Annotated in this window: 24 protein-coding genes; 11 read left to right on the top strand and 13 right to left on the bottom strand. The window is 62.8% G+C overall.

Features of this window, described 5'->3' with window-relative positions:
• The coding region (locus B9A19_RS20865; RefSeq protein WP_139799033.1) for an integrase core domain-containing protein at positions 1–293 on the top strand (293 nt) is incomplete at its 5' end.
• Positions 294–359: 66 nt separating this feature from the next.
• Here the strand turns inward: B9A19_RS20865 and B9A19_RS20860 are convergent.
• A complete protein-coding gene (locus B9A19_RS20860) occupies positions 360–977 on the bottom strand; it encodes a hypothetical protein (protein WP_084093087.1) in 618 nt (205 codons plus the stop codon).
• Between the two features lie 247 nt (positions 978–1,224).
• On the opposite strand from B9A19_RS20860, the gene B9A19_RS20855 reads away from it, so the two are divergent.
• The gene (locus B9A19_RS20855) at positions 1,225–1,866 is read left to right on the top strand and encodes an NAD(P)-dependent oxidoreductase (RefSeq protein ID WP_084093086.1); all 642 of its coding nucleotides are present in this window, start codon (positions 1,225–1,227) and stop codon (positions 1,864–1,866) included.
• A 205-nt stretch (positions 1,867–2,071) separates the two neighbouring features.
• Complete coding sequence (locus tag B9A19_RS20850) at positions 2,072–2,404, top strand: TfoX/Sxy family protein (RefSeq protein ID WP_084093085.1); 333 nt, start codon at positions 2,072–2,074, stop codon at positions 2,402–2,404.
• Between the two features lie 20 nt (positions 2,405–2,424).
• On the opposite strand, the gene B9A19_RS20845 is transcribed toward B9A19_RS20850, so the two are convergent.
• The gene (locus B9A19_RS20845; protein ID WP_084093084.1) at positions 2,425–3,342 is read right to left on the bottom strand and encodes a LysR family transcriptional regulator; all 918 of its coding nucleotides are present in this window, start codon (positions 3,340–3,342) and stop codon (positions 2,425–2,427) included.
• Positions 3,343–3,378: 36 nt separating this feature from the next.
• On the opposite strand from B9A19_RS20845, the gene B9A19_RS20840 reads away from it, so the two are divergent.
• From B9A19_RS20840 to B9A19_RS20830, 3 genes are all read left to right on the top strand, one after another.
• Entirely contained in the window at positions 3,379–4,086 is a 708-nt protein-coding gene (locus tag B9A19_RS20840; RefSeq protein ID WP_281249592.1) for an NADPH-dependent F420 reductase, read from the top strand.
• 196 nt (positions 4,087–4,282) lie between these two features.
• Positions 4,283–6,142 carry a polysaccharide lyase gene (locus tag B9A19_RS20835; RefSeq protein WP_084093082.1) on the top strand — a complete coding sequence of 620 codons (1,860 nt, stop codon included), beginning with the start codon at positions 4,283–4,285 and terminating at the stop codon, positions 6,140–6,142.
• A gap of 124 nt (positions 6,143–6,266) precedes the next feature.
• On the top strand, positions 6,267–7,190 hold the full coding sequence (locus B9A19_RS20830; RefSeq protein WP_084093081.1) for a hypothetical protein: 924 nt from the start codon (positions 6,267–6,269) through the stop codon (positions 7,188–7,190).
• 54 nt (positions 7,191–7,244) lie between these two features.
• Here the strand turns inward: B9A19_RS20830 and B9A19_RS20825 are convergent, their stop codons facing one another.
• From B9A19_RS20825 to B9A19_RS20795, 7 genes are all read right to left on the bottom strand, one after another.
• A complete protein-coding gene (locus B9A19_RS20825; protein ID WP_084093080.1) occupies positions 7,245–7,448 on the bottom strand; it encodes a zf-HC2 domain-containing protein in 204 nt (67 codons plus the stop codon).
• Positions 7,435–8,040 carry a sigma-70 family RNA polymerase sigma factor gene (locus tag B9A19_RS20820; protein ID WP_217807138.1) on the bottom strand — a complete coding sequence of 202 codons (606 nt, stop codon included), beginning with the start codon at positions 8,038–8,040 and terminating at the stop codon, positions 7,435–7,437. The genes B9A19_RS20825 and B9A19_RS20820 overlap by 14 nt, the downstream gene beginning before the upstream one ends.
• Entirely contained in the window at positions 8,037–8,516 is a 480-nt protein-coding gene (locus B9A19_RS20815; protein WP_084093078.1) for a DoxX family protein, read from the bottom strand. The genes B9A19_RS20820 and B9A19_RS20815 overlap by 4 nt, the downstream gene beginning before the upstream one ends.
• A complete protein-coding gene (locus B9A19_RS20810; RefSeq protein ID WP_084093077.1) occupies positions 8,513–9,247 on the bottom strand; it encodes an HvfC/BufC family peptide modification chaperone in 735 nt (244 codons plus the stop codon). The genes B9A19_RS20815 and B9A19_RS20810 overlap by 4 nt, the downstream gene beginning before the upstream one ends.
• Positions 9,241–10,083, bottom strand: coding sequence for an MNIO family bufferin maturase (gene bufB / locus B9A19_RS20805; RefSeq protein ID WP_084093076.1), 843 nt, complete (start codon positions 10,081–10,083; stop codon positions 9,241–9,243). Before bufB ends, B9A19_RS20810 begins: the two co-directional genes overlap by 7 nt.
• A gap of 67 nt (positions 10,084–10,150) precedes the next feature.
• Positions 10,151–10,393 carry a BufA1 family periplasmic bufferin-type metallophore gene (locus B9A19_RS20800; RefSeq protein WP_084093075.1) on the bottom strand — a complete coding sequence of 81 codons (243 nt, stop codon included), beginning with the start codon at positions 10,391–10,393 and terminating at the stop codon, positions 10,151–10,153.
• 72 nt (positions 10,394–10,465) lie between these two features.
• Complete coding sequence (locus B9A19_RS20795) at positions 10,466–10,708, bottom strand: BufA1 family periplasmic bufferin-type metallophore (RefSeq protein ID WP_084093074.1); 243 nt, start codon at positions 10,706–10,708, stop codon at positions 10,466–10,468.
• A gap of 286 nt (positions 10,709–10,994) precedes the next feature.
• Between B9A19_RS20795 and B9A19_RS20790 the strand changes: the two genes are divergently transcribed.
• Complete coding sequence (locus B9A19_RS20790; RefSeq protein WP_308418229.1) at positions 10,995–12,767, top strand: HAMP domain-containing methyl-accepting chemotaxis protein; 1,773 nt, start codon at positions 10,995–10,997, stop codon at positions 12,765–12,767.
• Positions 12,768–12,770: 3 nt separating this feature from the next.
• Here the strand turns inward: B9A19_RS20790 and B9A19_RS20785 are convergent, their stop codons facing one another.
• The 4 genes from B9A19_RS20785 to ilvB all read right to left on the bottom strand — a co-directional run bounded on the left by B9A19_RS20785 (position 12,771) and on the right by ilvB (position 16,741).
• A complete protein-coding gene (locus tag B9A19_RS20785; RefSeq protein ID WP_084093073.1) occupies positions 12,771–13,325 on the bottom strand; it encodes a GNAT family N-acetyltransferase in 555 nt (184 codons plus the stop codon).
• Positions 13,326–13,397: 72 nt separating this feature from the next.
• Positions 13,398–14,414, bottom strand: coding sequence for a ketol-acid reductoisomerase (gene ilvC, locus B9A19_RS20780; protein WP_084093072.1), 1,017 nt, complete (start codon positions 14,412–14,414; stop codon positions 13,398–13,400).
• A 54-nt stretch (positions 14,415–14,468) separates the two neighbouring features.
• Positions 14,469–14,960, bottom strand: a complete 492-nt coding sequence (gene ilvN, locus B9A19_RS20775) for an acetolactate synthase small subunit (protein ID WP_084093071.1) — start codon at positions 14,958–14,960, stop codon at positions 14,469–14,471.
• 14 nt (positions 14,961–14,974) lie between these two features.
• Positions 14,975–16,741 (bottom strand): biosynthetic-type acetolactate synthase large subunit, encoded by a 1,767-nt coding sequence (gene ilvB / locus B9A19_RS20770; RefSeq protein WP_084093070.1) that lies wholly within the window; start codon positions 16,739–16,741, stop codon positions 14,975–14,977.
• A gap of 488 nt (positions 16,742–17,229) precedes the next feature.
• Between ilvB and B9A19_RS20765 the strand changes: the two genes are divergently transcribed.
• Genes B9A19_RS20765 through B9A19_RS20750 form a run of 4 tightly spaced genes read left to right on the top strand, consistent with a single transcriptional unit; the run spans position 17,230 to position 19,188 of the window.
• A complete protein-coding gene (locus B9A19_RS20765) occupies positions 17,230–17,859 on the top strand; it encodes an RNA polymerase sigma factor (RefSeq protein WP_084093069.1) in 630 nt (209 codons plus the stop codon).
• Entirely contained in the window at positions 17,856–18,221 is a 366-nt protein-coding gene (locus B9A19_RS20760) for a DUF3619 family protein (protein ID WP_084093068.1), read from the top strand. The genes B9A19_RS20765 and B9A19_RS20760 overlap by 4 nt, the downstream gene beginning before the upstream one ends.
• Entirely contained in the window at positions 18,200–18,598 is a 399-nt protein-coding gene (locus B9A19_RS20755; RefSeq protein ID WP_084093067.1) for a DUF3106 domain-containing protein, read from the top strand. Before B9A19_RS20760 ends, B9A19_RS20755 begins: the two co-directional genes overlap by 22 nt.
• A complete protein-coding gene (locus tag B9A19_RS20750; RefSeq protein WP_084093066.1) occupies positions 18,595–19,188 on the top strand; it encodes an RDD family protein in 594 nt (197 codons plus the stop codon). The genes B9A19_RS20755 and B9A19_RS20750 overlap by 4 nt, the downstream gene beginning before the upstream one ends.
• Positions 19,189–19,331: the final 143 nt, after the last annotated feature.

Here is a 19,331-nt window from a genome sequence, read left to right as displayed (position 1 = left end):
TTCATCACTCGGATCGTGGTGTGCAGTACTGCTCGAGTTACTACCAGAAGCTGCATCGGCAGCATGGGGTGATCTGCTCGATGACGGATGGGTATGATTGCTACCAGAATGCGCTGGCAGAGCGAGTGAATGGCATTCTCAAGACGGAGTTGTTGTTGCAGCGGCCTGCGGACCTTGCGCAGGCCCGGCGGATGGTGGGTGAGTCGGTCGCGATTTATAACCATGAGCGGCCGCATCTGTCGTTGCAAATGCAAACGCCCGATGCGGTGCACCGGGCGTCGTTGGCAGGATAATGCGGGTTCAAACCAGCTGTTTTGGGTGTCAACCTAATTCAGGACGGGTCACGGGCGTGTCAGCACCTAGTCCATGTCTGCCTTGGCCGTGTGCCAGTTGGCCAGCACCTGCTCCAGCAGCGGGCGATGCGCGGCATAGTGTTGTTTGTCCGAGGACAGTGCAACATTGTAGAAATGCGAGGGCTCGCTGCTGTTGGCCATGATGCGGCGCAGTGCCGGCACCTGATCCCGGATGATGAGCCGGCCGTCGTCCTTGCTGCGGTATTGCAGCACCAGCCTCACGGCCTTGAGTGCGCCCAGCCGTGCCGGCCGCAGCGACAGCACCTTGATGCGCCGATGGCGCGCACGGTCGCGGGCAAAGCCGAGTTCGGCCTGCACTGCGTCGTGCAGCGATTCGTACAACATCGCGTTATAGGCGGCAAAAATGTCGATGCCGTTGTCGCCACCATCCAGCGGCAGATAGCGGCCGTGGTCGCTCATGCACGTGCAGCCATCGTCACCCTGCACGCACCCCACCGAATTCCACAGGCCGCGCAGCCCGGATGGAATGCGCACCGTAAAGCCATATTCGTTGTAATAGCGGCCATGTGTCGGCACCCCGGCAGGGCATTGATCGGCCGCGCCGGCAAAACCGGCGGCGACCAGCCATAGTGCTGACAGTGTGTGCCGAATTGTTGCGTTCATTCATTGCCCCGGTCACGAATGCGCCAGCATGCGATAAGCATGCGGGTTTGCACAGCGGTACGTGGCACGTGTCGGCTGCGCGCCGTGCCGCTGTTCACAGCGCTGCAGGCAGGTACCTGTGTGGCAACGGATTTGTTCTGTTTTTGTGAACTGTAAATTCTTTATTGTCTAGTTTATTGCCGGCAATGGCTGGCGCATGATGGCGCCGTACCCAATCGCAATGCCCTCTACAACAAGGAGCCACAACATGAAAATCGCCATTATCGGTGCCACTGGTTATGTCGGTAGCGAAGTCGTCAAGGAAGCGCTGGCGCGCGGTCATCAAGTAACCGCCATCGTGCGCAATATCGACAAGCTGCCCCAACACGCACAGCTGACCGCCAAACAGGCCGACGTCTACAACGTGGCCGAAGTGGCCGCTGCCGTGGCCGGCCATGACGCAGTGATCAGCGCCTTCAACCCGGGCTGGACGGTGGACAACATCCGCGAGCGCTTCCTGCAGGGCTATCGCGCCATCACCGAGGGCGTGAAGCAAGCCGGCGTGAAGCGTTATCTGGTGGTGGGCGGTGCCGGCAGCCTGTACGTGGCGCCGGGTCTGCAACTGGTAGATACGCCTGATTTCCCGGCGCAGTGGAAGGAAGGCGCGCTGGGCGCGCGCGAAGCGCTGAACCTGATCAAGACCGAAACCACGCTGGACTGGACCTTCCTGTCGCCGGCCATCCTGCTGGAGCCGGGCGAGCGCACCGGCAAGTATCGGCTGGGTCTGGAAGAACCGCTGTTCGACGGTGCCGCGCCGGCCAAGATCAGCACTGCCGACCTGGCCGTGGCCATGCTGGATGAAATCGAAGCACCCAAGCACATCCAGAAGCGCTTTACTGCCGCGTATTGATGGCTGGACGGGATCGGTTCGGTCGGCTGATCCCGCGACAAAGAGCGTGCCAAGGCACGCTCTTTTCCTTTTGGGGCGCTGCCGTACGGCTTGTGTGCATTGCCATGGGCGGTGGCAAGTTGCGGCTGATTGCGCGTTTGCAATGGCATGCCCGTATCATGGCCGTGCTGCCCATCCGGGCGGCAGCCAGGCTACAGGAGCAAGCATGAGTGCCAGTCCGGAATTCGTTGCATACGTCAGGGAGCAACTTGCAGCGCTAGGCCCGCTGGCTGATGGCAAGTTCTTTGGCGGCCATGCCTTCAAGCATGGTGGTACGCAGTTCGCCATGGTGATGGGCAATACGCTGTATTTTTGCGTGAATGACCAGACCCGCAGCAAATACGAGCAGGCTGGCTCGGAAGCCTTTTCGTATGCCACCAAAAACGGCCGTGTTCAGGTGCGCAAGTATTTTTCTGCACCGGCCGAGCTGTTTGAAGACAGCGCCGAGCTGCTGCGCTGGACGAACGAGGCAATAGCTGCGGCGAAAGGCGCGCGATAAGCGCTGCATCCCGGCAGGCGCTATCTCGTGTTCAGCCACGCATCCCACGGCGGGGCATCGCCCCATTCAAGCAGTAGAAAGTCGATGAAGCTGCGCACCTTGGCCGACAGGTGCCGCCGGCTGGGGTAGACCGCATGCAAGGCCAGCTCGGGTGATTGATAGTCGGCCAGCACCTGTTGCAAGCGGCCGGATTCCAGATCGGCGCCGACCAGAAAGGTCGGCTCGTGGATCAGCCCGGCGCCGGCACAGGCGGCGGCCACCAGCAAATCGCCGTTGTTGGCGCGCAGGCTGCCCGCCACCTTGACCGACTGCGCCACGCCATCACGGCTGAAGCGCCATTCGTCACCAATCGAGCCATAGGTGTAGATCAGACAGTTGTGCGTGGACAGATCGGCCGGGATGTGTGGAGCACCGTGCGTGGCCAGATAGGCGGGGGCGCCACAGGCCACCACGCGAATGGGCGCCAGCCGGCGTGCCACCAGATTGCCGGCCAGCTGGCTGCTGATGCGCAGCGCCAGATCGTAGCCTTCCTCAACCAGATCAACCGTGCGGTCGGATAGCGTCAGCTCGATTTTCACCTGCGGGTATTGCGCCTGATAGCGCGGCAAAATGGTGGCGAGATGGCGCACGCCGAAGGCTACCGGCGCATTCAGCCGCAGCACTCCGGCCGGCTGCGCGGTTTCGCTGTCCAGCATGGCTTCGGTTTCGGCCAGATCGGCCAGGATCTGGCTGGCGCGCTCGTAATAGGCACGGCCAGCCTCGGTGAGGCTGAGCTTGCGCGTGGTTCGTTGCAGCAGGCGCGCGTTCAGGTGGTTTTCCAGTTCGCCCACCAGTCGCGAGGCTGCCGTGGTGGAGATATCCAGCTGCTCGGCCGCGCGTACAAAGCTGCCCGCCTCCACCACCTTGGCAAACACCTGCATTGCCGCCAGCCTGTCCATGAGATTGTCCCGCCATCCGTTATTAACCATTGCATTTTGGCGCGTTTATCGCGCAATGCAATCGGATCACACTGGCTCCATCGCTTCCGGCATCTCGCCGGATCATCCCAGGAGCAGGACATGAATATCACCCTCATCGGTTACGGCAATATGGGTTCCGCCATCGCAAAGCGTGCACTGGCGGCCGGGCATCAGGTCACCTTGGCCGGACAGGATGCCGCCAAGGCACAAGCCGCCGCGCAAGCAGTCGGCTCCGGTTGGGCGACGGTAGCAACCGCCGTGGCGAGTGCCGATCTGGTCATCCTGGCTACGCCGTTCGGTGCGGCGGAGGCGGTGGTGCGCGCCGCCGGCGGCCTGGCCGGCAAGGTGGTGATCGACATCAGCAACCCGGTGACGGCGGATTTCAGTGGCTTGGCCATCGGCCATACCACGTCGGCCGCCGAGGAAATCCAGCGCCTGGCGCCGCAGGCTGCGGTAGTGAAGGCATTCAATACCGTGTTCGCGCAGATGTTTGACGGCAGCGCCGAAGTCGGCGGCCGGCCGCTGCAGGTGTTTACCGCCAGCGACGATGCGGCTGCCCGGCAGCAGGTGGGTGATTTCATCACCAGCCTGGGTTACGCGGCGGTTGATGCCGGCCCGCTGCGCAATGCCCGCCTGCTGGAGCCGCTGGGCATGCTCAATATCACCTTCGGCTATCACCTCGGGCGCGGCACCGGCATTGCGCCGGCATGGCTAGCCCGTTGATTGAACGGTATTTTTCATACACAGGTGGCTGGTTTGCGTGGGCAAGCTGGCCGCCTGTCGTTTTCATGACAGCGCGATCAACTGCTGGATTGACGATCATTTCTTACTGATGCACGCTTGCGCCATCCAGCCGCCATGAGCTGGCTTACATAAAAAACGGCACCGCTCCACGGTTGGCCGGGATGGAGAAGGACTTATGCGCAAGATCATGCTTGGCGCGGCAGCGTTTGCCGCGCTGTTGGCGCTTGACGCCCACGCGGCTTGCCGCGGCAACTGGGCCGAGGGCAATACCTATCAGGCCGGCGATGTGGTGACCTACAACGGTCAGAGCTACACCGCACTCAGCACCCACACCGCCTACACCGGTACCAACTGGAACCCGGGAGCCACGCCGACATTGTGGAAGACCGGCGGTAGCTGCAGTGCGACACCGGTGCCGACCGCAACCCCGACCGCAACACCCAAGCCGACTGCAACGCCGGTTCCGACGGCAACGCCCAAGCCGACGGTGACGCCTGCGCCTACCGCCACGCCAGTACCGACCACAACACCAACAGCGGCCCCGACCCCCACTATTGCCCCGACAGTTACGCCGCAGCCAAGCGCGACACCTGTGCCGGTTGGCGGTTGCTATGCGGCATGGCAGAGCGCCGTTGCCTACGGTGCCGGCAGCATGGTGCTGTATAACGGCCGCGCCTATCAGGCCAAGTGGTGGACACAGGGCGAGGTGCCCGCGAGCAATTCCGGTGATGGCAAGCCGTGGCAGGATTTCGGCGCTTGCGGTAGCGCGACTGCGGTGCCAACCGCAACGCCGGTTCCAACGGCTGCCCCGACTGCTACGCCCAAACCGACGGCGACCCCGGTGCCGAGCGCAACACCACAACCAACCGCAACGCCGCAACCGACTGTATTGCCGACGGCGACGCCTGTTCCGACCGTGGCACCAAGCGCAACACCGGCCCCGACTAGCGCACCGACGGCCACACCGGCGCCGACAGCTACACCAGTGCCCACGACTGTCCCCAGCCCGACGCCCACCAGCGTACCGGGCAGCTGGGTGCTGCAGAACACCTTCCAGAACGACAGCATCGGCCTCTACAGCGCCAGCGCCTTCCAGAATGACTGGGGCATTGCGCCGCAAAGCTCGACCGGCGTGGCGGCCGGCCGACTGTCCATCGTGGCCGACCCGGACAACAGCACCAACAAGGTGCTGCGCGTCACCTATCTGGCCGGGCAGATCGGCGGCGATTCGGCCATGACCTTCGATGCCCCGCTGGGTGGCGTCTACAAATCGCTGTGGCTGCAATACAAGGTGCGCTTCGACAATGCCTTTACCTGGGTCAAGGGTGGCAAGTTGCCGGGGCTGGGCGGGGGCGATACGCCCACCGGCTGCATCCAGAACGGCACCTTCGATGGTTTCACCACCCGCATGATGTGGCGTGAAAACGGCGTGGCCTTCAGCTACCAGTACTACCCGGGCAAGAAGGAAGAGTGCGGCGACTATTACGCCGTGGCCACCAAGTTCAAGCCGGGCGTGTGGTACACGCTCACGCAGCAGGTCATCATCAACGATGCCGGTGCGTCGAATGGCGAATTCCGCCAGTGGATCGACGGCGTGCTGACCTTGCAGCAAAGCGGCCTGCTGTTCCGCAATGCGGCGGCAGTGGGTGTATCGGCGATCAAGATGGATACCTTCTTCGGTGGCTCCAGCACCGATTGGGCGCCGGCGACCGATCAATACACCTATTTCGACGATTTCCGCGTCAGCGCCGATTCACCGTTGGCACTGGTCGATACGCTCAAGCCTATCCCGCCGCACATAGACCCGATCAATGGCTACAGCCAGTGGTCCAGCGCCGGCACCTATCAGGCCAACGCGCTGGTCTACCGCATCGATGCGCAGGGGGCGTACCACTACTACAAATCGCGTGGCTACACCGCTGCCAATACCGACCCGCTGAGCAACAGCGTGCTGGATATCTATTACCAGGTGTATTCGCCGATCAAGCTCGATACCGCGCAGAAGTGGATCGAACTCACCACGCCGTGGCAGTAAGCAATATGACTCAGCAAAAAACCCGCCCGCTGGCGGGTTTTTTGTTGTCGTGATGCATGTAAATTTCTTAAGTATCTGGCAAGCTGGTCGATATAAAATGCATACATACCAACCGGTACCAAATATGAAGATCAGCGCCAGCCAGCCGGGTGTGCAGTGGCCGACCGCTCAGCCCCAGTCCCAGCCCCAACCCCAACCTCAACCGCAAGTGCACGCCGCTGTGCAGCAAGCTGCCAGTGGTGCCATCAAGGTGGATACCAGTGCGTTGCGCCCGTCCACCATCGTCACCCTGGGCAACTCGAAGATTGATGATGGTTACCGCAATCTGCTGTCCTCGTTCAAGCAGGGCTTGTCTGGTGCGTCGCCGGAGCGCAAGACAGCCGCGCGTGCCCGTGTGGCGCAGATCAAGCAGCAGATCGAGCAGATGCAGAAATTTGCCACCAGCCTTGATCCGAAAGCGGCCAAGGCGATGGCACAGCAAATCCGCATGCTGGCGCAGCAGTTGCGTTCGGCTGCGGCCGAGTTGTCTGGTGGTGGTGGCTCTGCCGTTTCGGTGCCCAACCCCACCATGGCGGGCGGGCAGACTGCCGATGCCGGCGCGACCGCGCCAGAAGGCGATGCCAGCGCGCCGGCAGAAAGCGCCGCGGCGGCCAGTGCCGCTGCCGAGGCCAGTGATGCCGCCGCCGATGCCAGTGCCAGCAGCCGCGAGGCAGAACAAGGCAGCAGCGATGGTGACGACAAGGCCGGGGACAAGCCACAGGACAAGGACGCCGCCGGGCATCAGGGCATAGGCCGTACCGTGGGCAGCGAGAGCGACGAGCAATCCACCAAGGATCGCAGTATGGTGCGCGAGGTATCCGGCAAGCTCAAGGCGCTGCTGGCGCTGGTGCGCTCGCAATTGCAGCATGGCCATAATCGGGATTCCGACGATGCCGGGCGCGACCTGCAAGCCATCGACAAGATGCTGCAGGCCGGCGATGCTGCCAGTGCGCAGACGGCGGGGGGGGCCGCAGGCGCCGCAGACGCGGCAGGTACGCAAGCCGGCTGATTGAGCCGTGGCAGCACCCGATCAACGCCTCGCAGCCAGATCGCCAACAGGTTCCTAGCTCAGATCGTCATTCATGCTCAATGCTTCGCCATCGCGCAGCTGCCGCGTGGCCTCCTGCAGCACGGCAATCTGGTTGCGATAGTTGCGGCAGTTGCTGCAGATGGGTAGATGGGTTTTCACCAGCAGCCATTCGCCGGGCTTGAGCGGGCGATCCTGCGCGTCGGAGATCAGGCGCGACACCTTTTTACAATTTGCCATCGCAGTCCTCCTCGCCATAGCCTTTTTCGCTGAGACAGGTGCGCAGCTTGAGCCGCGCACGGTAAAGCAGCACGCTGCAATGGTTGGCGCTGACGGTCAGCTCATCGCAGATGTCGCCGGTTTCCAGCCCGAGGAACTCGCGCATCATGAATACGCGGCCGGTCTGCTCGGGCAGGTTGTCGAGGCAAGCCTCGAACAGCCGCCAGAATTGCTTTTGCTGCAGCGCGGTTTCCGGCTTGGGCCACGGCTGCGGCTTGCTGTGTTGCGCCCAGTGGCCTGATTCGTCGAACAGCAGACTGTCGAGGATTTCCTCGCCTTCGACCTCGTCACCCAGCGCCGACAGGTTGATGGTGCGCTGCTTGCGGCGCAAGGTATCGATCAGCTTGTGGCGCAGAATGCCGAACACCCAGGTCTTGTGCTGCGACTGTCCGGCAAAGGTCTGCTCGCCGGCCCAGGCCGCCGCCAGTGCCTCCTGCACTGCATCCTCGGCGGCCGCGGTATCGCGCAATTGCAGCTGGGCAAAGCGCAGCAGGTCGCGGCGCAGCTTGTTCAGGTAGTCGGCATCGGCATGCCAGGTGGTGGCGTCGGTCAAGCGGCTTCCGTCGGGGGCGTAGGGGTCTTGCAATGCTGTCGGCATTTGATCGCATTGTCCAGCGACCAGCGATTCGGGCCGTGCACCAGCAGATAAGCCAGCAACACGCCCCACAGCACATGGTCCTTGATCATGATGGCCTCCAGCCCCGGATAGGAGATCACCGCCACCGCATTCAGGATGAACAGCCCCGCAGCGGCAAAGCGTCCGCCCAGGCCCAGCACCAGCAGGATGGGCAGGATCAGCTCGCCAGCCGCACCCCCCACTGCGGCCACCTCTGGTGGCAGCACGGGCACGTGGTATTCCTCGCGGAACAGGTAGAGCGTGCCGTCCCAGTTGCGGATCTTGGTCAGGCCGGACAGGAAGAACACGCGCGCAATGTAGATGCGCGCGACAAGGGCAAACAGCGGTTGCAGTGCTGCCGCCAGTTTTTCGAAGCAGCCATACAGGCGGCAGGCAAGGTGCAGGGCTTTCATGGTGTGGTGTCCTCGAAGTCACAGATCAGGCCATCGGCAAACAAGCGGGCCAGTACGGGGTTGGGATCGGTGTGTGCCAGTGCCAGTGCGTCGCCCACGGCTTGGCCTGCCAGCAGGGCGGCCAGCCAGTGCACGTCGTCGAGCCGGGTGTGCTGTACGCCGGCCCTGCTGCGCCAGACCAGCACCGCTTGCCCGCCAGCCGCCAGCGCGGCATCCGGCCCGCCCTGATGCATGGCGAGAATGTCGGCAATCGGCCAGTCGGTGGACTGCACCAGTGCGACGGCAGGATGCAAGCGCAGGCGTCCGCGCATGAAGCCGTCGCCATCCAGTGCAGCCAGCCGCTGCGGGTCGAGCGCGGCAACATCGTCGGCGTAATAGGCGCGGTGCATGGCCCAGTCCAGCCGGGCCACGTCGGCCAGATAAGGCAGATCACGCGCGGGGGCGAAACCGGCAATGAAACCGGCCAGCCCGGCGCCGTCGTCATGCAGGTTGGCTGACAGCGCCGGCGTGGTTTTCACGTATTCGCGCGCCAGCGCGCGGAAGTAATCGTCGCCGACCAGTGCCGCCACGGTAGGGAAGGCGGCAGGCAGGGCGTCGATACGGTTCAGCCGCGCGTTGTTGCGATAAACCGCAATGCGTTCGCGGCTGGCGTCGCTCAGCGCCTGTGCTTGATGGTCGGTGTCGTTCAGCGCGTGCGCGAAGTCGGCAATGGCCTCGGCATAGCTCAGCATGGCACGGCCTCCGGCTGCGTGGTGCGGGTGATGTGCGCGGCCAGCTCGCGGTATTCGGCCAGCAGCCCGGCCAGTGGCGGTAGATTGCAATCGCGCTCCAGCAACACTGGCAGCGGGCCGAAGCGCTGCAGCGCGGCATCCAGCAAGGCCCAGACTTCGGCGCACACGGGGGCGCCATGCGTATCGATGGTTACGCCATCAACGGTCTCGAAACCGGCGACATGGATTTCACCCACGCAACCGATGGGCAGGTAATTGATCTCGGCCAGCGCATCGCTGCCCAGATTCAGGGTGTTCACGTACAGATTGTTCACGTCGAGCAGCACGCCACAGCCGGTGCGGGCGACCAGCTCGGCCAGCAATTCGGCCTCGGTACACTGTTCATGCTGGAAGGCGACGTAGCTGGATACGTTCTCGATCAGCAATTGCCGACCCAGTACGTCCTGCACCTGCGCAATGCGCGCAGCCAGCAGCGGCAGTGCACCTTCAAGGCGCGGTACCGGCAGCAGATCGTTGAAAAAGCGCTGCTGGTGGCGGTTCCAGCACAGATGTTCGGACACCAGCGCCGGTTGGATGCGGTCCACCAGCTGCTTGAGTTGCTGCAGATGCTGCTCGTCGAGCGGATCGACACTGCCCAGCCCCAGCCCGACGCCATGCAGGCTGACCGGGTAATCGGCGCGGATGGCCTCCAGCGCGGCAATCGGTTCGCCGCCACCAAAGTAATTCTCGCTGTGCACCTCCCACCAGGCCACGACAGGGCGCTGCGCCAGCACATCGGCAATGTGGGGCGAGCGCAGGCCGAGGCCGGCAAGGGGGGCGAGGGGTGTGTGGGTCATGGTGGTTTCTTGGCGGTTGAGAGGGGGCGGCCCGGCATGATGGCCGGGCCGTGAGCACGCGGCCGGATTACATGGCCTTGAGCGTGCCGCCCATCTTGACGCAGGTACCGGCAGCAACGGCCTTGAATTCCTTCGGGTCGCTGTCCTTGCTGGCCTGGCCAGCGCACGAGTGGCTGTTGCCTTTACAGTCGTTCTGGCCGGCTTTGGCGATACCAAAGCACTTTTCCTGCTCGGCAGCCAGCGCAGGTATGGCAAGGGTTGCGCCCAGCAGGGCGGTCAGGGCGGATGCGGCGAGGATTTGCTTGTTCATGATGGTGACTCCAGATAAGGGCAGGGAAAAGGCTGTTTCAGATCGTGTGAGACCGGGGGTGAATGCCGCTGATTACATGTCCTTCAGCATGCCGCCCATCTTGGTGCAGGTGCCTGCAGCCACGGCCTTGAATTCCTTGGGGTCGTTGTCCTTGCTGGCCTGGCCGGCGCAGGAGTGGCTGTTGCCCTTGCAGTCGTTCTGGCCGGCTTTGGCGATGCCGTAGCACTTTTCCTGCTCGGCTGCGAATGCCGGTGCTGCCAGGGTCACGCCCAGAATGGCGGTCAGTGCGGAAGCGGCGAGAATTTGCTTGTTCATGGTCGATCTCCAGATGGGGGGTTACAGACAGAGGCAAACGTGCCTCCTGCAGCTTAGGTCGACCTGCCCCGGCGTATATGACACAGCCATCGAAAATAATTCTTGAGCGGCAGTGGCAAGCCCGCGAGTCAGCGGGATGAGCGGCAGTTTTTTGATTGTTCCATCAGGTTTGAGTAATCAATTGCCCGATATGAATTGAAAACACTGTTGTATTGACTAGGCTGAAAGTCGGGTTTTTCATGGCGGACTTGTAAGGAATTGGCCCGTATCTGGATGCAGCAAGGAGATGGCAATGCAGTGGCTGGCAAACATGAGATTGATGACCAAGTTGATCACCGCATTTGTGCTGGTGGCGTTGGTTTCGGTGGCAATCGGCATGCTGGGAACGGACAAGCTGCGCCAGGTAAACGGCATGCTGGACAGCATGTATACGGACCGGCTGGTGCCGGTGCGTGATCTGGGCCGGGTGCAGCAAGAGGTTGTACAGCACTACCGGCGTCTCTATGTCGACATCGTGCTGAACGATCCGGCCGAGTCTGCCCGGGTGGCAGATCAGAACCGGGAGTCCGAACGCATTGTTGACGAAACCTTCGGCGCCTATACCAAAACCGTTTTGGTGGATGAAGAAAAGCGCTTGATTGCGCTGTACGGCCCACAGCTGGCCACATACCGCGCCTCCGCCAAGAAGGTGCTCGAGCTGCAGCACGCGGGCAATCATGAGCTGGCCATCAGCACCGTCCGGCATGAGACGCGCCCGGCTTTCGATCAACTGCTGGGCACGGTGGCGCAACTGGTCAAGGTGAATGATGAAACCGCGCAGAAGGTGAATGCCGAATCGGCGGTGCTGACCGCGCAAATGGGCCGTATGCTCAATGGAGCAATGATTGGTGGCTTCATCCTCGCCTTGGTCATCGGTTTTGGCGTGACCCGCATGATCGTGCGCCAGATCGGTGGTGAGCCGGTCGAAGCCATGCGCATCATGCAGAAGGTAGCCGATGGCGATACCTCGGTGAACGTGCAACTGCGCGAGGGGGACACGCGCAGCATGATGTACAACGTACAGCAGCTGATCCAGCAGCTGCAGACAGGGTCACAGATACTGGCCCGCATCGCCAAGGGCGATCTGACCATGCAGGTGCCGGTGCGGCAGGGCGACACCATCAGCATGTTGTACAGCATACGCCAGATGGTGAAGCAGCTGCGCCAGGTGATAGGTGAGGTGGGGGCATCGGCCGGCTCGCTGGCCTCGGCCTCGGAGCAAGTGTCGGCCTCGGCGCAGTCGCTGTCGCAGAATGCGTCCGAGCAGGCGGCCAATGTCGAGGAAACCAGCGCTGCGGTCGAGGAAATCACCGCAACGGTCTCGCAGAATTCCGAGAATGCCCGCGTGACCGATGGCATGGCCAGCCAGTCGGCCACCGACGCTGGCGATGGCGGCGACGCGGTGAAGCAGACCGTAGCCGCCATGCGGCAGATTGCCGGCAAGATCAGCATCGTTGACGACATTGCGTATCAGACCAACCTGCTGGCACTCAATGCCGCCATCGAGGCGGCGCGGGCCGGCGAGCACGGCAAGGGCTTTGCCGTGGTGGCGGCCGAGGTGCGCAAGCTGGCCGAGCGCTCGCAGATCGCTGCGCAGGAAATCGGCACGCTGGCGACCGACAGCGTGGAGTTGGCCGAACGGGCTGGCGAGCTATTGGGGCAAATGGTGCCGGCCATCCGCAAGACGGCTGATCTGGTGCAGGAAATTTCTGCCGCATCGCGCGAGCAGACCACCGGCCTCACGCAGATCAATAGTGCCGTCACGCAGCTGGCACAAACCACGCAGATGAATGCATCGGCCTCCGAGCAATTGTCGGCCACGGCCGAGGAAATGAGCGCGCAGGCGCAGCAGCTGCAGCAGGTGGTCGGCTTCTTCCGTACCGGCCAGCGTTCACCACTGGCCGACAAGCGCGTGCCGCTGCGTGCCGAACGCCAGTACTTCAATGACGAGTCCGCCCGCCCGCTGACGCTGGATTCGGGTGACGAGGCGGTGGACGAAGCCGAGTTCGCTGCGTTCTGACGGTCATCGGCTGGCGCGCAGCGCCAGCCATTCCTCGCGCAGCAGCCCGTACATCACCACGTTCTCTGCTTTCTCCCATTTCACCACGTGTTGCCGGCGCATGCCCTCCGGCTGCAGGCCGATTTTCTGCTGCACGCGGCCCGAGGCCGGATTGCGCGCCAGATGCCAGGCATGCACGCGCCGCAGGTCGAGTGTGGCAAAGGCATGATCAACCAGCGCCTGTGCAGCCTCGGTGGCATAGCCCTGCCCCCAGTACGGCGCGCCGATCCAGAAGCCGATCTCGGCCTGATGGCCCATTTGCAGCTGCGGGTAGCCACACGCGCCGATCAGCTCGCCGCTATCGCGCAAGCGGATGGCCAGGCAAAGCTGGCGCTGCCCGGCCCAGGCATCGGCATGGCCAGCGATCCATTCCACGGCGGCGCCGGCCGGGTAGGGATGCGGGATGGACAGCGTGGTGTCGGCAATTTCGAATGCCCCGGCCAAGTGTTCAACACGCGGGCCATCGGCTGGCGTGAAGGCATTCAGGGTCAGGCGGGGAGTGGCAAGGCTGGGGATCATGGTGTGCTCCGCTGCAATGAAAAACGGCCAGCTTGTGGCTGGCCGTTTGGGTAGAACCGTATCCGTTCCGGATTAGTTCTTCGACTGGTCAACCAGCTTGTTCTTGGCGATCCACGGCATCATTGCACGCAGCTCTGCACCGACGGTTTCGATCGGGTGCACGGCGTTCAGACGACGGCGGGCAGTCATGGCCGGGTAGTTGGTCTTGCCTTCCAGGATGAACATCTTGGCGTATTCGCCCGACTGGATGCGATACAGCGCCTTCTTCATCGCTTCCTTGGTCGCGGAAGTCACGACTTCCGGGCCGGTCACGTATTCGCCGTATTCGGCATTGTTCGAGATCGAGTAGTTCATGTTGGCGATGCCGCCTTCGTACATGAGGTCAACGATCAGCTTCAGTTCGTGCAGGCACTCGAAGTAAGCCATTTCCGGCGCGTAACCGGCTTCGGTCAGGGTTTCGAAGCCAGCCTTCACCAGCTCGACCGCACCGCCACACAACACGGCTTGTTCGCCGAACAGGTCGGTTTCGGTTTCTTCGCGGAAGTTGGTTTCGATCACGCCACCCTTGGTGCCGCCGTTGGCAGCAGCGTACGACAGGGCCACGTCGCGGGCCTTGCCCGACTTGTCCTGGTACACAGCGATCAGGCTCGGCACGCCGCCGCCCTTCAGGTATTCCGAACGCACAGTGTGGCCCGGGCCCTTCGGAGCAACCATGATCACGTCGACATTGGCCGGTGGAACGATCTGGTTGTAATGGATGTTGAAGCCGTGCGCGAAGGCCAGCGCAGCGCCGTCCTTCAGGTTCGGTGCGATGTCGCGGTGATACACGTCCGGCTGCGATTCATCCGGCAGCAGGATCATGACCACGTCGGCGCCCTTCACGGCTTCAGCCACTTCCTTGACCTGGAAGCCGGCAGTTTCAGCCTTGGACCACGAAGCACCGCCCTTGCGCAGTGCGATGGTGACGTTCACGCCCGAATCCTTCAGGTTCAGCGCGTGGGCATGGCCTTGCGAGCCGTAGCCGACGATGGTGACTTGCTTGCCCTTGATCAGGCTGATGTCGGCGTCTTTATCGTAATAAACTTTCATTTTGCTTTTCCTTTCAGGGGTTGTTCCGGGGCGGGCAGTTGCCCTGGCCCGCCGTTAAATCTTCAGAATGCGTTCACCGCGTGCAATGCCGGATGCACCGGTACGCACGGTTTCGAGAATAGCTGCGGCATCTATCGACTTGATGAAGGCATCCAGCTTGCTGCCGGTGCCGGTCAATTCGATGGTGTAGGTCTTGTCGGTCACGTCGATGATGCGGCCGCGGAAGATATCCGCAGTGCGCTTGATCTCTTCGCGATCCTTGCCGGCAGCGCGTACCTTGATCAGCATCAGCTCGCGCTCGATGTGGTCGGCCTCGTTCAGGTCGATGACCTTCACGACTTCAATCAGCTTGTTGAGCTGCTTGGTGATCTGCTCGATCACGTCGTCCGAACCGTGGGTGACGATGGTCATGCGGCTCAGCGTCGGGTCTTCGGTGGTCTGCACCGTCAGCGAGTCGATGTTGTAGCCGCGTGCCGAGAACAGGCCGGTAACGCGCGACAGCGCGCCGGCTTCGTTTTCGATCAGGACGGAAAGAATATGTCGCATGTTCACGTCCTCCCTCAGCACAGGTTGCCGTAATCACGGTTGTTTTCGAACGGCGTCTGCTGCATGCCGCGCATGTGTTCCGGCAGGTCCATCTGGTTCAGGCCCTTGCCGTTCTGGATCATCGGGAACACGTTCTCGCGCTGATCGGTACGGAAGTCGATGAAGACCAGACGTTCCTTCAGTGCCGGGCCGAAGGCTTCTTTCAGCACCGGTTCGACATCGGCCGGGTTCTCGACCTTGAAGCCGACGTGGCCATAGGCCTCGGCGATCTTCACGAAGTCGGGCAGCGCATCCATGTACGACTCGGAATAACGCGTGCCGTAGAAGAACTCCTGCCACTGGCGCACCATGCCCAGGTAACGGTTGTTCAGCGACAGTACCTTCACCGGGGTGTGGTACTGCTTGCAGGTCGACAGTTCCTGGATGTTCATCTGGATCGAACCCTCGCCAGTCACGCAGGCCACCTGTGCATCCGGGTTGGCCAGTTGCGCGCCCATAGCGGCCGGCAGGCCGAAGCCCATGGTGCCGAGGCCGCCCGAGTTGATCCACTGCTTGGGACGACGGAACTTGTAATACTGCGCGGCCCACATCTGGTGCTGGCCCACGTCGGACGTCACGATGGCTTCGCCATTGGTGACTTGCCACAGCGCTTCGATCACCGATTGCGGCTTGATGACTTCGGTCGACGGCGTGTACAGCAGCGAATTGGGCTTGCGCCATTCGTCGATCTGCTTCCACCAGTGCGCCAGCGCATCCGGGTTCGGGCGCAGGTTCTGTTCTTTCAGCACCGCGATCAGGTCGTTCAGCACCGACTTCACGTCACCGACGATGGGTACATCGACCTTGACGCGCTTGGCGATGGACGACGGATCGATATCGATGTGGACGATCTTCTTCGGCGAGGACAGGAACTGGCTCGGCGACGAAATCACGCGGTCGTCGAAACGGGCGCCGACGGCGATCAGCACGTCACAGTACTGCATGGCCAGGTTGGCTTCGTAAGTACCGTGCATGCCCAGCATGCCGACGAAGTTCGGGTCCGTGCCATCCAGCGCACCCAGGCCCATCAGCGTATTGGTACACGGTACGCCCAAGAGGCGCACCAGCTCGGTCACCTGAGCGGAAGCACCGCCCTGTACCGCACCACCGCCGACATAGATATACGGGCGCTTGGCATCGGCCAGCAGCTGTGCCGCCTTCTTGATCTGGCCCGGATGGCCCTTGACCGGCGGGTTGTAGCTGCGAATGCTGACCGATTCGGGGTAACTGAACTCGCACTTGGCCATGGTGACATCCTTGGGGATGTCGATCACGACCGGGCCGGGACGGCCGCTGGCTGCGATATAGAATGCTTTCTTGAAGGTCGCGGCGAGGTCGCGCACATCCTTCACCAGGAAGTTGTGCTTCACGATCGGGCGCGAGCAGCCGATCATGTCCACTTCCTGGAAGGCGTCGAGGCCGATGGCCGCCGACGGCACCTGGCCGGAAATCACCACCATCGGAATCGAATCCATATAGGCGGTGGCAATGCCGGTCAGCGCGTTGGTTGCGCCCGGGCCGGAAGTCACCAGTGCAACGCCGACCTTGTTGCTCGAACGCGAGTAGGCGTCGGCAGCGTGGACAGCGGCTTGCTCGTGGCGAACCAGCACGTGCTTGAATTTTTCTTGCTTGAAGATGGAATCGTAAATTTCCAGAACCGCGCCGCCCGGATAGCCGAATACGAATTCGACGTTTTCCTCGGCAAGGCAGCGGGAGACGATTTCAGCGCCTGAAATCTCCATGGTGCACCCCTGTGCGTAGTTTGGGCGGAAAACACTGCCGTCCATTCAGTTCGAGTCTGCGAGCTGCTGCGCCTCTTCACCGGGTGATCCGCCTGCGGGCGTGCTGGCGGGCCGGACACTCGCGCGGTGGCACGGGCATCCCATGGTGTTCGGTCTTGGCGGCAGGCCGCTTGTCCCTTCGTCTTGGTGGGTCGAAACCCTCACCGGGCTTGCTGCGGGGCGACATTCTTGTGGAAAGCGCCGCGACGGCTGCGCGGGTAAGCGCATTGCTGGTCGGTTGTGTGGCGCCCGGGGTAGGGCGCCGGGTAAAGCTGTGGCTTTGGGTGTGAGCGGGTGAAAATAGCTTATCGGCCCGTTTCTGGCAAGTTCTTCTGGCTTGAACGGCACAGCTTTGCTAGCATCGACGCCCGCTGGTCCGGGCTTGTGTCCGGGCTGTGCCGGTGTGCGGCGCTCCGCGCACCCGAGTTCCTGTCCATGCCGGCCCATCGATGGCGGCGGCAGCCCGTAGATGTGAGGAGGCAGGTCTGGCCACGCAGCAAGAATTGGCTGATTTTCTGAGCGAGGTACAACGCCGGGCATTTCGCCAGGCGATGTTTGCCGTTCAGGACGAAGACGCTGCGCTCGATCTGGTGCAGGACGCGATGCTGCGCCTGGCGGACCGCTATGCCGGCAAGCCGGCCGAAGAGTTGCCGCTGCTGTTCCAGCGCATCCTGCAGAATGCCATCCGCGATTACTTCCGGCGCCAGAAAACCCGTGGTTTCTGGTCGGTGCTGCTCTCGGCTTTCCAGTCAGACGATCCGGACGCCGATGCCGGTGATCCGCTGGAATGGCTGCCCAATCAGCCGGTGGCCCCCAGCCCCGAACAACTGCATGATCAGGCCCGCCTGATGGCGCTGATCGAAGAGGGCATTGCCAAGTTGCCGCTGCGTCAACGCGAAGCATTTCTGTTGCGTTACTGGGAAGAGATGGACGTGGCCGAAACGGCGGCCGTGATGGGATGTTCGGAAGGCAGCGTGAAAACGCATTGCTCGCGCGCCAACGCCGCACTTGCGGCATGGCTGGCGCAGCACGGTATTGACTGGGCGCGGTACGCAAAATCAGACGAGGTTTCCCGATGAAAGCCAAATCGCCAAAGCCGGAGTTTGCCCGGCGCATCACACAGCAACTTGACAGCCTGCCCCTGTCGGCCAAGGCACAGGCTCGTCTGAGCGAGATGCAGGCATTGGCACTGGCGCACTCTGCCGTGGCACAACCGCGCTGGGCCGGTGTGGCCGGCTGGGTGAGCAGTCACTGGCATGCCCACCCGGCAGCTTGGGCCAGCGCGCTGGCACTCTGTACGCTGGCGGTGGTGGGCACCATCTGGCAAATGGAAACCCGCGAATTCGACGCCGAGCTGGAAACCCGCCTGCTGTCTGATGAAATTCCGCTGGAGTCGCTGATCAACGCCCGAGAGCCCGCATGGTCCGCCGATTCGCGCTGAAATCACTCTGTATTGCCTTGCTGGCCGCCAGCGCGACCGCGTTGGCCGCGCCGACCTGGCAGGCGCTGACGGCCCCCGAGCGCCAGGTGCTGGCCCCGCTGGCCAGCCAGTGGGATACCTTGCCCGAGCAGCAGCGCGAGCGCTTGCTCAAGGTGGCCGAGCGCTATCCCACCCTCAAGCCGGATCAGCAGGCACGCATCCGCGAGCGCGTGGCGCGCTGGGCCAGCTTCACACCCGAGCAGCGCGAGCGCGCCCGTGCCAATTACAAACGGCTGCAATCGCTGCCGCCGGATGAACGGCGCCGCGCGATCGAGCGACTGCACGCCGAACATCAGGCACAATCGCGCACCCGTACTCCCGTTCCCAAAGCGCAATGACGTCTGAAACCAACGCGCCGGCCGCTGCCGGTCTGCCCCGCCTGGCCGGCTGGTGGCGCCGCTTCTTTGCCTGGCTGTACGAAGGGCTGCTGCTGGTGCCGGTGTTGTTGATTGCACAGGCGCTGTTCCAAGGCACATACCAGATTGCAATGCAGGCCCAGGTTACCGATGTGGCGGCCCATGCATGGAGCCGCACGCTCAATTTCGTTTTCCTGAGCACGATCACGTTCCTGTACTTTGCCTGGTGCTGGCGCCGTGGCGGCCAGACTTTGGCAATGAAAACCTGGCGTATCCGTCTGGTGGCGCACGATGGCGGCCCGGTGAGCTGGCGCGCCGCCGCCGTGCGCTTTGTCGCTGCGGCGCTCTGCTGGCTGCCGCTGTTTCCGCTGTGGTTTCTGGCCCGGCGCGAAGCGCAGATGATTCCGTATGCGTGGTTCTCGCTCGGCCTGTTCCTGGCGCCGTTCTTCTGGTCGTTCGCGGATCGTGAACGCCAGTTCCTGCATGACCGCCTCGCGGGCACGCAGCTGCTGTTCGCACCCAAGCAGCCCAAGGATGTTGACGCTGCGGTGGCGCCGCAGACGGCAGACTAGGGCCTGTTAACACTTATTTCACGCTTGCGTTCGGGGTAGTTCGGGATGGAGCGCAAGGCGCGAAGCGCGCCGCGGTACGGGTACCGCAAGCGGTTTGCAACGCAGCGAACCGCCCGAAATACCCCGAACCCGCAGGGCTGGGC

Source organism: Andreprevotia lacus DSM 23236, assembly GCF_900176275.1.
Lineage (GTDB): Bacteria > Pseudomonadota > Gammaproteobacteria > Burkholderiales > Chitinibacteraceae > Andreprevotia > Andreprevotia lacus.
The sequence above is the reverse complement of the archived record's forward strand: the minus strand, read 5'-3'. Positions and strand labels throughout refer to the sequence as shown.

What these genes read in the sequence shown, in the direction of transcription:
- B9A19_RS20860 (WP_084093087.1), bottom strand. Translation starts at nt 977, where the DNA reads ATGAACGCAACAATTCGGCACACACTGTCAGCACTATGGCTGGTCGCC.
- B9A19_RS20855 (WP_084093086.1), top strand. Translation starts at nt 1,225, where the DNA reads ATGAAAATCGCCATTATCGGTGCCACTGGTTATGTCGGTAGCGAAGTC.
- B9A19_RS20850 (WP_084093085.1), top strand. Translation starts at nt 2,072, where the DNA reads ATGAGTGCCAGTCCGGAATTCGTTGCATACGTCAGGGAGCAACTTGCA.
- B9A19_RS20845 (WP_084093084.1), bottom strand. Translation starts at nt 3,342, where the DNA reads ATGGACAGGCTGGCGGCAATGCAGGTGTTTGCCAAGGTGGTGGAGGCG.
- B9A19_RS20835 (WP_084093082.1), top strand. Translation starts at nt 4,283, where the DNA reads ATGCGCAAGATCATGCTTGGCGCGGCAGCGTTTGCCGCGCTGTTGGCG.
- B9A19_RS20830 (WP_084093081.1), top strand. Translation starts at nt 6,267, where the DNA reads ATGAAGATCAGCGCCAGCCAGCCGGGTGTGCAGTGGCCGACCGCTCAG.
- B9A19_RS20825 (WP_084093080.1), bottom strand. Translation starts at nt 7,448, where the DNA reads ATGGCAAATTGTAAAAAGGTGTCGCGCCTGATCTCCGACGCGCAGGAT.
- B9A19_RS20815 (WP_084093078.1), bottom strand. Translation starts at nt 8,516, where the DNA reads ATGAAAGCCCTGCACCTTGCCTGCCGCCTGTATGGCTGCTTCGAAAAA.
- B9A19_RS20810 (WP_084093077.1), bottom strand. Translation starts at nt 9,247, where the DNA reads ATGCTGAGCTATGCCGAGGCCATTGCCGACTTCGCGCACGCGCTGAAC.
- bufB (WP_084093076.1), bottom strand. Translation starts at nt 10,083, where the DNA reads ATGACCCACACACCCCTCGCCCCCCTTGCCGGCCTCGGCCTGCGCTCG.
- B9A19_RS20800 (WP_084093075.1), bottom strand. Translation starts at nt 10,393, where the DNA reads ATGAACAAGCAAATCCTCGCCGCATCCGCCCTGACCGCCCTGCTGGGC.
- B9A19_RS20795 (WP_084093074.1), bottom strand. Translation starts at nt 10,708, where the DNA reads ATGAACAAGCAAATTCTCGCCGCTTCCGCACTGACCGCCATTCTGGGC.
- B9A19_RS20790 (WP_308418229.1), top strand. Translation starts at nt 10,995, where the DNA reads ATGGCAATGCAGTGGCTGGCAAACATGAGATTGATGACCAAGTTGATC.
- B9A19_RS20785 (WP_084093073.1), bottom strand. Translation starts at nt 13,325, where the DNA reads ATGATCCCCAGCCTTGCCACTCCCCGCCTGACCCTGAATGCCTTCACG.
- ilvC (WP_084093072.1), bottom strand. Translation starts at nt 14,414, where the DNA reads ATGAAAGTTTATTACGATAAAGACGCCGACATCAGCCTGATCAAGGGC.
- ilvN (WP_084093071.1), bottom strand. Translation starts at nt 14,960, where the DNA reads ATGCGACATATTCTTTCCGTCCTGATCGAAAACGAAGCCGGCGCGCTG.
- ilvB (WP_084093070.1), bottom strand. Translation starts at nt 16,741, where the DNA reads ATGGAGATTTCAGGCGCTGAAATCGTCTCCCGCTGCCTTGCCGAGGAA.
- B9A19_RS20765 (WP_084093069.1), top strand. Translation starts at nt 17,230, where the DNA reads ATGGCGGCGGCAGCCCGTAGATGTGAGGAGGCAGGTCTGGCCACGCAG.
- B9A19_RS20760 (WP_084093068.1), top strand. Translation starts at nt 17,856, where the DNA reads ATGAAAGCCAAATCGCCAAAGCCGGAGTTTGCCCGGCGCATCACACAG.
- B9A19_RS20755 (WP_084093067.1), top strand. Translation starts at nt 18,200, where the DNA reads ATGGTCCGCCGATTCGCGCTGAAATCACTCTGTATTGCCTTGCTGGCC.
- B9A19_RS20750 (WP_084093066.1), top strand. Translation starts at nt 18,595, where the DNA reads ATGACGTCTGAAACCAACGCGCCGGCCGCTGCCGGTCTGCCCCGCCTG.